This window comes from Niallia oryzisoli (assembly GCF_036670025.1).
GTDB classification, from domain to species: domain Bacteria; phylum Bacillota; class Bacilli; order Bacillales; family Cytobacillaceae; genus Bacillus_BD; species Bacillus_BD oryzisoli.
Map to the genome: position 1 here is coordinate 3,533,026 of NZ_CP137640.1, position 12,133 is coordinate 3,545,158.

Genomic DNA, 12,133 nt, shown 5'->3' on the forward strand with positions numbered 1-12,133 from the left:
CCCTTTTTATTGGTTATTATTGTTTTTATTGGTCTGAAACATATTTTTCGACACAGCATTAAGCTTGTTGATAAACCGGTTGAACCCAAATCCAACAAAGAAGGCAATACTGATTTGTGCATAGGGAGTTTCACCATAATCGATGAACTCAATTAACAATATTCCGCTGTCAATTAACAAAACAGCTATGACCGCTGTACCGGTTGCAAAGATAGGATAGAATATATACATAATCCATTCACGGTAATTGGTCAACTCCCCTTTCATGTAGTGTGAACAAAACATGTAGAGATGTCTTAAGGACCCGCCGATTGATCCGGCAAAAAAGTAATACAAAAATACTTTAATCTCTGAAACAAATGGCAGGGACTTTTCTAATGCACCTGTCCATAATAAACCAACCATGATAAAACTGCCAAAAAACAACAGGGAAAGGTAGGCCAGTATGAATACTTTTAACCACGTCTTCACTACATCACCCCCGCCTTGGATAATCTATCCTATGAGGTATGCGTAAAGATCGTTCCACTAGAAAACAGATGAGGCTGTCCCAAAAGGCCTTTATAAAGACCTTTGGGACAGCCTCATCCTTTATTTTATTAACTAACCTGTACGTCTTTTGTATGTTCATTTTCTTTTTGGAGAGATGATGCTTTTTTACCGTGTACAAGATAATATAAGAAGATACCGAGAAAAACAATGGCTGCCATAGTGACATATAAGCTGCGGAACCCTACTAATGGCAAAATAAATCCTAATAAGAAGGGTCCAACCCCAATACCAAAATCGTAGAATACAAAAAAGGTTGATGTTGCTAAACCGCTTCTATTTCTCGGTGCCAGATTAACAGCAACTGTTTGCGCGCTTGATTGGAAGGTTCCAAAACCGATTCCAATTACAGCTCCTGCGATAAGTAGTGTAACAGCATTCTGGGCTTGGCTTAGAATGATCATCCCTGCACCAAAAGCAATAATGGATGGATAGATCACCTTATTTTCACCTTTTGAGTCAAACCACTTACCTGTAAATGGTCTGGATATCAACAGGAAGGCAGCGTACATGACAAAGAAAAAGCTGGCTGCATCCACTAGGTTGATTTCTTCGGCATACGAACTTAAAAAAGCTAAAATACTTGAGTAAACAAACCCAAAAATAGCGACAAGAATAGCAATCGGAATGGATCTCTTTTCAAAATAATCGCTGATCTGAAATCCTTTATTCATTTGAATCTGTTTTGTTCCCATATTCACCTTTGGTATCGTTAAAAATACCGCCGCTGCAATCGCAACAACAGCAAAAATGGATGTCACAACAAAAATGACTGAATGATCGAAGTGTTGACTTATGAATAATCCTATAAAGGGACCTACAGCCATGGCTAAATTCATACTTGTTGCGAAATACCCCATCCCCTCACCACGGCGGGATAAAGGAATAATATCGGCAGCAATTGTACCTGTGGCTGTTGTAGCTATTCCAAAAGCAAATCCATGTAAAAATCGTATAAGGAATAAAAGCGATAGGCTATTAATTGGAAAATACAATAACATCATGATGAGGAATAAACTCAACCCCAAAAGCAACAGCTTCTTTTTCCCCACACGTTCAATGATTTTTCCAGCAATCGGTCTTACAATAACAGCACCAAGGACAAAGATACTAGATGCTAGACCAGCTTCACTTTGAGAAGCATGAAACTTGTCTATCGAATAAACAGCTAATGTTACCATTAAGATATAAAATGAGATAAATAATAAAAAGTTAGAAATTGAAACCATAATAAAGTCTTTAGTCCATAATTTAGTTTTTTGATTCATTTAATCCCTTCCCCATTATCTAAGTTTTTCCTTTAATAGTTGAACGGTTCTCACCGTTGTCTCTAAGTCTGCTATGGAAATTTCCTCCAACAGCTTATTTTCAAACTCTTCGACCACCTTTAATGCTTCCTCATATACAAAATTCCCCTTCTCTGTTAGTTGAATCTTCCGTTCCCGCTTATCCTTACTTGGAACTTTCTCGATTAGCTGCATCTCATCTAACCGATTTACCGTTCGAGTGATCGTAGGTTTTTCTACATCATTATATTGGCTGATCTCCACAAGAGTAGATGCACCAAACTGTTTTAAATAGTAAACAATCATCCATTGTGAATGATATAAACCGACACTCGCTAACTGTTCATTTAATTTTTTTGTAAAAGACCGGGAAAACTGTAAATGCTGGTGAAAAAATGATAGTGCCAAGTTAAAACCTCCGAGCGAAATTAGTTACCTAGGTAACTAATATACTCCTTTTTTCACCATTTGTCCATATTTAGTGGCTCTCGAAGGAAAAATAGACTGTATCCGGCAGTCAGTTTAGTTTTTAGGCTACCGAAATACAGTAATCAGGTCAGGTTTTGGTAGCTTTCAAAAGTTTCACTTTACACTTCCCGCATCTTTTGGCGGTTTTTCTAAATTTTCACTGAATACCTTTATGATAGAAATGAAGACCCATTAACATAAATTATGAAAATAATTTATAAAGTAACTTTTATTCAATTTACTTATACTAAGGAAACATATAGCTTTCTATACAAACGGAGAAATGTTTTTGAACTATCTAAATATTATAAATTAATTGAAGTATCATTCCTACTTCCTATATAATAGAATTATCTCTAAAAATGAAATAATATATACTATTCTATATAAGCGGGGATGAATCATGGACACACCTGTAAACCTTCATCAAATTCAACTTTTTTGTTATGTAGTTGAGTACGGCAGTTATACACAGGCTGCTCAAAGTCTGCATATGACACAGCCAGCCTTAAGTATGCAGATCAAGTCGTTAGAAAATAGATTCGGGGCTAAGCTTTTTGTACGGAAAGGGAATAATATTGAACTAACTGAAGTCGGAGTCCTCGTTCATCAATATGCTTCACAGCTGCTCAGCCTGGATAAACAATTGCGTTCTACCTTAAAAGAATTAATTTCTGGGGAGGCCGGTGAAATTGCCATTGGTAGTAACCGTCCCATTGGCCGCTTCTTATTGCCTACATTCATTCTTAATTTCATGAAAAAATATCCAAAACTAGAAGTAACAACACACTATGATAATACAAAACAGATTTGCCAATACGTTTTAGAAGAGAAAATAAATGTAGGTTTTGTGATGTTTTCCAATGAACAAACGCTTCCTCCAGGACTTGTCACCTACCTGATCCAAAAAGATCACTGGGTACTTGTATGTGCAGCAGGTTCTGAATGGGCCGCATGGAATGGATCGATTCAAGAAATTTTACGAAAAGCCCCCTTGATTGGATCATTGCCTAAAACTGCTCATGGTGAAATCATTGAGATCGAACTGCAAAAACTGGGGGTAAAACTGAAAGAATGTAATATCTCTCTGCGGCTGGATGAAATTGAATCAATCAAAATGGCCGTTATCTCCCAGTTAGGAATCGGCTTTCTTCCCCGTATGACAGTTGAACGAGAGCTTAACAATGAAGAATTAGTTGAAATCCCGATTACGGATACCTATAAACCTGAAATAAATAATTATATGATCATGAAAGAAGATGCGTATTTGACGCCAACTATAAATACCTTTAAAAATTTTATTTTGGAAACAGCAGCTGAAACCCTTCAGTTGATCTAAATTTCAAAAGTTAAATACAGTAAAAAGAAAAAGTCGATTTAACTTTTAGGACTACCGAAAGTTAGATCAACTTTTTCCTTTATTCAGGCAACACATATCCTGCTAATAAACTTGTACATAAATTAAAGTATATAAAAAATAGTAAAGGTTCTATACGTACCTGAAAAAATAAAAAACAGCTGTTTGAAGAATAAGACTTTCAAACAGCCGTTTTTATATTACTTTACATATTCTTCTTCTGAATTCTCATTCCCATCGGATACCATTGTTTTCGAAAACGTAATGATCGGGTTCCAGCTGCCGGATGATTGAGCAGCAGCATAATAGACTGGATTGCAACCCTCATCAAGGAGACCAAACAACATCGCTAAATGTCGGCCGCTCGATTCAACTTTTGCCATACTTGAAAACTGTGGCAGCATATCATAGGCAGCACGATAGTCTTTATACATAATGAAATCAGCAAACTGTTTATCCATCGCATGTTCAGCAAAAGTTGGCATATGATGTCTTCCGCGGACTATATTATGGGCAAGCTGTCTTATTATTCAGGATCTTTTCTAAATACATATCTGAAAATTGTGACTTTCGCTAATATATTATAATTTAGTATTTATCTTTGGTTTTCCGCAATCCTGACAAAATTTTGGTTGGGCGTATATAGATCATTTACTTACGGTAAACTCACTTATTTAGTAGATAGAAAGAGGCGCCCTTTTCCCTGTCTGACATCTACCACTCCAAAATATACATTGGTATGGTTGCACTGATTAGAGAGCCTCTTCGCTCTTTCTTAGATGTTAGAAAGAACCTTTCCACCTTTACAAATTTCATTAATTTCATCCAGGTTAGGGGCATAACGTGTATTCCAATCTTTTGCTACCCCTGACAGTAATCCCCCTTCACTAAACTTATTTTCTTCTTGAGGCAGTTTAATGTTTTCGTTTATCTCTTGATTCCAAATCACACATTTAGGATCCTTCTCCATTCTCCATCTTCTTCAATTCTCTTTGCAGCATTCGTCGAAACATGATAATCCCTTTATCTGAAGTTCCTAGTCTTTCTGTTGTTCGGTCAGCAATCCGGTCTTGAGTAATTCATGCCATCATATTCTGTCCGTCTATATAATCAACGACATACTTTTACCTTTTTTGTTGTGCCAACTTTTTCGACCTCTGAACTTGCCGCAATCGGATGCCAATATCTTCTTAATAATCTCCCCATTGGTGTACCTGAACCAACCTGTGTCAACGTTTTGTTTTGTTCTTGAGTTAACATAAAAAAGCCAACTCATATTTATTTTTACAGATAATTTGTTTTATAAATTTTAAAAATAGTTAATATTCAGTTAATTAATCACATACTGAAAACCATTATCACAGTAGATAGATAGTTTTCATCTTATTTATAGAATAAAACATCACTCGCTATAATTCTAATTTGAATTATGATATATATTTATATAGAATTATTTATGAATCTAGTTAGACAAAATTTTTATCTAATTAGAACTAAAAAGATTCAAACGAGTTTACTTATTGAACATTCTAAATCTTTTACACAATAAATTACCAAGGCGTCCCTATTACCACGAATAAGAGCCATGCTAATCCCGGACCAGCGGCAATGAATACGCCGGTAGTCATCAAGAGCTGTCTGAAAAATACCCTTTCTTTTATCCCTTGTACATTGGCAAGTAAAATGGCACCTGCTGAAGAAAGCGGACTTAAGTCAACGATACTGGATGAAGCAGAAATAGCTGATATTACATTGACAGATGATAAATCTGGATTCATCAAGACTGGTTCTGCAATTGGGATAACAGAAGCTAAGAAACCGGTGGTTGAAGCAAAAGCGGAAACGAATCCTCCAACATATGAAACCGCGAGTGTTGCTAAGACAGGGCTCCCCATATCGGCAATCATATCGGTAACGAATTTCATTACACCTATTTTCTCCATTACCCCGACATAGGTTACAATTCCTGTTACTAAAAAGATAACTCCCCAAGGCATTACTTTCAGCACTCCATCTTGTTTACTAGGAGCGATTAAGGCTAGTACCAACCCCACTAAAATCGCTGCAAAACCAAGATTCATATCAAATCCAATTGATAGAATAGCTAAGACTGCGATCGCTGCCAAGCAAATTCCTTTATATAGATCTAATCCTTTTTTTCTTTCTGGTAGGACATGATCAGCTGGCACTCCTAACGAAGCAACGTATGGCAATCCTGCTGAATCCCGTTTTATTAAGCGAAGTCCGCCAAATAGAAGGAATGCTATTAATGCAACAATACCAAAATAGATGAAACAATTTAGCAGCAAAAGTGCTGGCGAATGCTCAAGACCTCTCGTCTGCATGCCTCCGTTTACAATGACACCAAAAATATTTAATGGAGAGAACGAGCCGGCCTGCATCCCCATAATAATCATGATGCTGATCATGAGCGGGCTAATTTGACATTTATGGGCAATTTTTAACGCAATGGGTCCTAACAAAGTAACAACTGCGATGCCATAGGTTCCAACACTGGCCAAAACTGAACTTAATGCAAACATAAGCCACGGTATTAGGACGAGTTTGCCATTTACCAATTTCAATCCCAAATCGGCAATTAAATCAATTACACCACTCTTTTGAATAATCGCAAACATATAGGTGATTCCTACGATAAAAATAAACAGTTCCACCGGAAATACACTATATACTTCATCCAAGCTAAGACCGCTAATAAGTATCCCAACGATAAAAGTAGCAGCAAGACCTAAAACTCCAATATTTATCGGTAAGATTGCCCCAATGACGAATATAGCCAGTAGTACTAGAATAGCAATGATTTCTATACTCATAAAATTCACTCCCTTTTCTTTCATGTGTTGTCGATCATGAATAAATTTCTATCTGCCATTATAAACGCTTTCATTTTGTTCTTGCCATGATTCCTTCTTAAAAGTGTTTGACTAGTAATACTTGTATAGTCGCTAACTTACACCAGTTAATAAGTATAAGATAAACTTTTGCTGCCTATTCTTTTTGCTTGGTATTTACTCGGGCAGTTGCTGCTTTTGTCAGGATCATATTTGATGAATAAATTTAATGCGAGAAATACCAGCACTTTCATATCAAGGTGGTGGTGTATGATATGTAACTACTATTTTCCTAATAATAGAGGGACCCAACTTGCTTTGTATTGATACCTTGTCATCTAAATACACAACCTAAACGAAAGAATCTATTTATTTTTGACTTACTATATCAATCCTCCTAAATAGCCTGTGAATGATCATTCGCAATTAAAATTTTTACTATTATTAATAATATGAATATAGTGATTAATCTGTAATTTATTATATATTAGTTTAGAGCCATAAATCCAATTAATATTTCTTGATATAGTTATATATGTATATTTATAACTATGAAAAGTGAAATAAAAAGAATTATATATTTAGATTCCAACTAGGATTCAATTATTTTTACTAATTGGCACATGTTTCAGGGGATAAATGGTATAGCTTTACGAAAAGGACTTTCCTGGACCTTTGGCAGTCGTAAAATATCTTGGTCGTTACAACCATCGGATAGAGACTTCCAACCATTGTATCCTTTCGGTTGATAATGAGATCATTAGTGTTTTGGTTTAAATTCTCTTAAAGCGTGACGTTACGATTTGTACAATATATATAAAATTATATATAAAGAAGTTTACTCATTGAGAGTACCATGAGTAAATCCAAATTAAAAACCATTTTAAAAAGCCTCTTTAGTTGGGAGGGGGAAACTATGCCTAAATAAGCATTTTATAACTATGAATCCCACCAATCAGTATCAAAAACGACACATAATACGAAACAAATCTGCCTATACGTATTAGAGGAGAAAATCAATGTTAGTTTCGTTATGTTTTCCAACGAACAATCTCCTCCGCCAGGAATTGTAACCTATTTAATCCAAAATGATCATTGGGTGCTCGTGTGTGCATCCGGTTCAGATTGGTCTGTATGGAATGGATCGATTCAAGATATTTTACGAAAAACCCCCTTGCTTGCATCACTTCCTAAAACTGCTCATGGCGAAATCATTGAGATCGAGCTGCAAAAACTGAAGGTAAACCTTAACAAATGTAATATCTCTCTGCGGTTGGATGAAATTGAATCTATCAAAATGGCCGTAATCTCGCAGTTAGGAATTGGCTTTCTTCCCAGGATGACGGTTGAACGGGAGCTTAACAACGGAGAATTAGTGAAACCCCGATAACGGATACCTATTAACCTGAAATTAATAATTATATGATCATGAAAGAAGATGTGTATTTGACGCCTACGATTAATACTTTTAAAAATTTCATTTTGGAAACACCAGCCGAACAGCTTCAGTTTACGTAACATGCACAACTCATTCAGATCCAAAATAAAAAAGTCAATCTAACTTATTAGCAGGACAGCGTAAGTTAGATTGACTTTTGCTACTTAATTAGGTATTACAAAAGGCTGCCACTTAAACCTTTCACTCAACCATAAAATTAATCGTTTTAACCTGTGTATAACTTAGGATTTCCTCCAGCCCCTCCTCAGAACCAATCCCGCTATTTTTATATCCTTGATAGGGGACACCAATAAAATGTCGTGAACTGCCATTCACCCACACAAATCCAGCTTCAATCCGGTCAACTGTTTCAATTGCTGTAGGGAAATGATTCGTCCATATCGAGGCAGTGAGTCCATAAGGAAGCCTATTCGCCTGTCTAATTACGTCCTCCTTTTCCTTCCAGCGGACAATAGATAATACAGGACCAAAGATTTCATCCGTAAAGATACTCATTTCCTCCGTGACATGGGTAAATACGGTCGGCTCGACAAAGAATCCATCTTTAAACTTGTCACCCTCTGGTTTCCCGCCGCCGTGAATCAATTCAGCACCTTCTTCTTGACCCAATTGAATGTATCGCATCACCTTATCATATTGTGCCTGCGAAACAAGGCAGCCCATTTCTGTTTCCGGCTCAATTGGAAGACCTATTTTTAATTCTTTTATTCTATTAATTAATTTTGAAACAAACTCGTCGTAAATATCTTCATGTAAAAATAAACGAGAAGTGGACCCGCAAGATTGTCCCTGACACCACATAAAGTTCATCCCGCGAACAGCACCTTCCACGGCCTTAGAAAGGTCTGCATCGGGGAAAACAATCATTGCATTTTTTCCGCCCAGCTCTAATGAAAGGTGCTTAATGCCCACCTCTGCCGACGACTTTAATACCGTTTTGCCGGTTTCTACACTTCCTATTAACGCAATTCGTTTTATATCTTTGTTCCGTACCAATTCATCACCAGTCGTTCTTCCGTCACCTGTTATAATATTGACAACCCCTTCTGGTAAAAACTCTTGGCATAGTTCTGCAAATAATAATGAAGAAAGCGGGCATTGATCAGGGGCTTTCAAAACAACGGTGTTCCCCGCAATCAGCGGAGCAATAATTTTAGATGCCGCGAACATTATCGGATGATTGTAGGGAATAATTCTGCCAATTACTCCATACGGTTCTCTTTTGGTGAGGTGCCAATTAGAACCACTTGAAGGAATTGTTTCTCCTTTTAGTTCAGTAACTAACCCAACAGTATATTCCATCATGGCGGCTGCCAATTCAACATCCGATACCATCGCTGAAACAGGATTTCCTCCATCTATAGCATCTAGGACGGCATACTCATCAGCAAGCTTTTTAAATTCTTCAATTAACACTTTTAATATCTTTGCCCGCTCTAATGGAGGTACCATTTTCCAAGACTCAAAGGCTTGTTTTGCAGCTTCAACGGCTAATTCAACATCTTCTTTTTGTGCAAACGGAATATCAGCAAGAAATTCCCCTGTAGATGGACTATATGTTTCATATGTCGTACCGCTCTTGGAATCTACTAATCTTCCGCCGATCAACATTTTCCACTCACGATTTAATAGCCTCTCTTTTAATGCATTCCAATCAATAGAATATGTAGAATTCATTGTACTGCTCATTTTTCTCCTCCTTTAAAACCAAATTGTTTAACCATAACATAGTTGTTGTAAAAATAGTTCAAAAAAAACACAATGAGGGTTATCTTGTTTTTTAAAATCTCGAAAATACAAGATAACCTCCCACTCTTATTAATTTTTATTATATTCAATAGAGTTTCAAACGCTTAATTAATGTATTTATATACATTACGAAAATAGTAGGTTCGCTCTCAGAATATTTATCCTCCTAAACTAATTTTATATCCCAAATTGGTGCTGCACCTTTAACATTGATTTCGGTTTCAAATAAGACTGCACAATTCGGACAATAAAACTGTCTAAATACGATATCTTCATCCACATATTGACGGGAATCATAGTTTTGTGGATTTGCTGATTTAATTGAATCTTCTTTCATGGCCGAAAAAATTTTATAATTTTCGTCTGCTGAGCAAATATAATGAGAACATTTCTTACATTGAATCTTTTTCTCTGGATATCCAGTAATTTGTAAATATTCTGATATTTCCAAAGTCATACAACCCTCTCCTTTCGAATAATTAAGCTAACCTTTCCTTTCGAATTCTTTCCCGCTGCATATGTGTTTTATTTTCGTTAACCTCACCGGTATCATTAATGATTACACCATACACTTCTTTTGCCACTTTATTGCTTACTTTTCCGTTAAGCACATCCTCTGCTACTTTATTAGGATCCCTTTCGAGTGGATCTCCATAACCGCCACCGCCTTGTACGCAATAATAAAATGCATCACCTTTTTGTTGAATTAAATCCGTTTTTGGTGGCAACACCTCCAACTTACCTTGGAGATTAGAAAAATCCTGAGGAATCTTACTTTCTTTGAAAAGTTCAAGAACATTCGTTTGTCTTATAATGTTAACTAATGACGTATTCGAAGGGTATCCACCTGTAATTCCAGCAGAGTTTGGAACGGAGGATCCAAATGAACTAACCGTTAATAACAATTGTTCTGTATCATGTGGTACCCAGGAAAGTTCAACTCCCATACCACCGCGATATTTACCCGGACCACCCGAATCTATTTTCTCACGTCGATACAAGTAAAGAATCGGAAAGAAAAGTTCGTTACTCTCAACATTTGGATATTGACCGCTAGGAGTGCATAGTAACCCGCCTGTATCAACTCCATCTGCAAAGCTCCTTGCACCAAAACCACCGGCCATAGAGTCCATAATCATTGTTAAAAAAGGATTTCCATATTGATCAAGCCCCATCGGATTTACTGTTACCCACGAACCGGCAGTACCTGCCACTAACCGTTCTTTGTGTTCCGAATGACCCATCAGCAACTTTGAAATAGTAATATTCGCACAATTTCCTGCAAGCCAAGCTGATCCCGTTGCACCCATACTTACTCCTGCTGGATGTTCTGCACTTAAGATGGTTCCAGGTTTTGCTTCCACTTTAAAAACGCGCTTAATCCCGCCTACAGACCATGGGATGTCATTACACAATAATTGCAGCACCGCTTGTAAGACTGCTCCAGAAGTACCTGAAATAAGTGGAGCATTAATAATTCCTGTTTGGAGATCTGTTTCTGAATAGTCAAAAACTAACTGATCATCTTCCTTAATCATCGTTAATGCAATTTTGTAGATTCCCCGATCTCCCTTTTGGGAAACATCATGATAATCAATATGTCGAAAAGTTCCATTGGGTAATTCTCTTAAACGATTACGTAAACGAAGTTCAGCATAATCCATTGACTTTTCCATTACGGCCTTTACTGTATCTGCTCCGTATCGATCAATTAATTGCATAAGCCGTGATTTCACTACATTTATTGAAGCTATGTGAGCTCTTAAATCAATGGCTAATAGAGCTGGGGCCCGCGTTTGACGCATCCATAAATCTTCTACATCTGATTGAATTTCACCATTTTTCACAATTTTAATAGGTGGCCATGGCTGGCCCTCCGCGTAAAGGTCATTTGCATCAATACAAAAGCTTCCAGGATTTACACCACCAACATCAACTTGGTGAATCGTTGAGCCTGTCCAAGCAAATAATTTTCCATCAACAAAAATAGGTGCCATCATAGCCATATCATTTTGGTGGAGAGCTCCAATCCATGGATCGTTGCAAAGAAATACATCCCCATCATGAATTCCTGGATTCTCAGAACGGTTTTCTAGGATCCATTTAACCATTGAATCCATCCCGCCCCCTAGCATCACGACACCTGTTCCTAATACAACAATGTCGCCATAGCTGTTTGATATCATGACGTTAAAATCATGTGCATCTGTTGCGATTGGTGATCCGGAGATTTTTTGAATGGTTTTTTCTTGTTCATCTGCAATTTGCCATAATTTATGGAATATGACCTGATAAGTGATTGGATCCACTTTATAGTTGTCATCAATTTTATAAATAGGTGTCTGGTCGGAAATCTTTAATTCTGAATTCTCCTTTAGGGTAAATACAAATTTTGACATACGGACCCTCCCAC

General features: G+C 36.9%; 12 protein-coding genes and 2 pseudogenes. 3 read left to right on the forward strand and 11 right to left on the reverse strand.

Features of this window, described 5'->3' with window-relative positions; all coding sequences use genetic code 11:
* Positions 1-6: 6 nt before the first annotated feature.
* From R4Z09_RS17845 to R4Z09_RS17855, 3 genes are all read right to left on the reverse strand, one after another.
* Entirely contained in the window at positions 7-471 is a 465-nt protein-coding gene (locus R4Z09_RS17845; RefSeq protein WP_338448097.1) for a hypothetical protein, read from the reverse strand.
* A gap of 128 nt (positions 472-599) precedes the next feature.
* Positions 600-1,817 carry an MFS transporter gene (locus R4Z09_RS17850; protein WP_338448098.1) on the reverse strand — a complete coding sequence of 406 codons (1,218 nt, stop codon included), beginning with the start codon at positions 1,815-1,817 and terminating at the stop codon, positions 600-602.
* 15 nt (positions 1,818-1,832) lie between these two features.
* Positions 1,833-2,243 (reverse strand): MarR family transcriptional regulator, encoded by a 411-nt coding sequence (locus R4Z09_RS17855; RefSeq protein WP_338448099.1) that lies wholly within the window; start codon positions 2,241-2,243, stop codon positions 1,833-1,835.
* Positions 2,244-2,706: 463 nt separating this feature from the next.
* On the opposite strand from R4Z09_RS17855, the gene R4Z09_RS17860 reads away from it, so the two are divergent.
* The gene (locus tag R4Z09_RS17860; protein WP_338448100.1) at positions 2,707-3,642 is read left to right on the forward strand and encodes a LysR family transcriptional regulator; all 936 of its coding nucleotides are present in this window, start codon (positions 2,707-2,709) and stop codon (positions 3,640-3,642) included.
* 218 nt (positions 3,643-3,860) lie between these two features.
* On the opposite strand, the gene R4Z09_RS17865 is transcribed toward R4Z09_RS17860, so the two are convergent.
* From R4Z09_RS17865 to R4Z09_RS17880, 5 genes are all read right to left on the reverse strand, one after another.
* Positions 3,861-4,145: a hypothetical protein gene (locus tag R4Z09_RS17865; protein WP_338448101.1), complete on the reverse strand. Its 285-nt coding sequence runs from the start codon at positions 4,143-4,145 to the stop codon at positions 3,861-3,863.
* A 290-nt stretch (positions 4,146-4,435) separates the two neighbouring features.
* Positions 4,436-4,630, reverse strand: a complete 195-nt coding sequence (locus tag R4Z09_RS17870) for a hypothetical protein (RefSeq protein WP_338448102.1) — start codon at positions 4,628-4,630, stop codon at positions 4,436-4,438.
* Positions 4,614-4,739, reverse strand: a complete 126-nt coding sequence (locus tag R4Z09_RS31120) for a hypothetical protein (protein WP_422392305.1) — start codon at positions 4,737-4,739, stop codon at positions 4,614-4,616. The genes R4Z09_RS17870 and R4Z09_RS31120 overlap by 17 nt, the downstream gene beginning before the upstream one ends.
* A 31-nt stretch (positions 4,740-4,770) precedes the next feature.
* Entirely contained in the window at positions 4,771-4,920 is a 150-nt protein-coding gene (locus R4Z09_RS17875; protein WP_338448103.1) for a hypothetical protein, read from the reverse strand.
* A gap of 290 nt (positions 4,921-5,210) precedes the next feature.
* Positions 5,211-6,494, reverse strand: a complete 1,284-nt coding sequence (locus R4Z09_RS17880; RefSeq protein WP_338448104.1) for an SLC13 family permease — start codon at positions 6,492-6,494, stop codon at positions 5,211-5,213.
* Positions 6,495-7,152: 658 nt separating this feature from the next.
* On the opposite strand from R4Z09_RS17880, the pseudogene R4Z09_RS31125 reads away from it, so the two are divergent.
* Together R4Z09_RS31125 and R4Z09_RS17885 are read left to right on the forward strand one after the other, a co-directional pair.
* Positions 7,153-7,286: pseudogene (locus R4Z09_RS31125) on the forward strand (transposase); the annotation flags it as partial.
* 205 nt (positions 7,287-7,491) lie between these two features.
* A pseudogene (locus tag R4Z09_RS17885) lies at positions 7,492-7,902 on the forward strand (LysR substrate-binding domain-containing protein); the annotation flags it as partial.
* Between the two features lie 249 nt (positions 7,903-8,151).
* On the opposite strand, the gene R4Z09_RS17890 reads toward R4Z09_RS17885, so the two are convergent.
* From R4Z09_RS17890 to R4Z09_RS17900, 3 genes are all read right to left on the reverse strand, one after another.
* The gene (locus R4Z09_RS17890) at positions 8,152-9,660 is read right to left on the reverse strand and encodes an aldehyde dehydrogenase family protein (protein ID WP_338448105.1); all 1,509 of its coding nucleotides are present in this window, start codon (positions 9,658-9,660) and stop codon (positions 8,152-8,154) included.
* Between the two features lie 226 nt (positions 9,661-9,886).
* A complete protein-coding gene (locus R4Z09_RS17895) occupies positions 9,887-10,177 on the reverse strand; it encodes an acetone carboxylase subunit gamma (protein ID WP_338448106.1) in 291 nt (96 codons plus the stop codon).
* A gap of 22 nt (positions 10,178-10,199) precedes the next feature.
* Positions 10,200-12,119, reverse strand: coding sequence for a hydantoinase B/oxoprolinase family protein (locus tag R4Z09_RS17900; protein WP_338448107.1), 1,920 nt, complete (start codon positions 12,117-12,119; stop codon positions 10,200-10,202).
* Between the last annotated feature and the right edge of the window lie 14 nt (positions 12,120-12,133).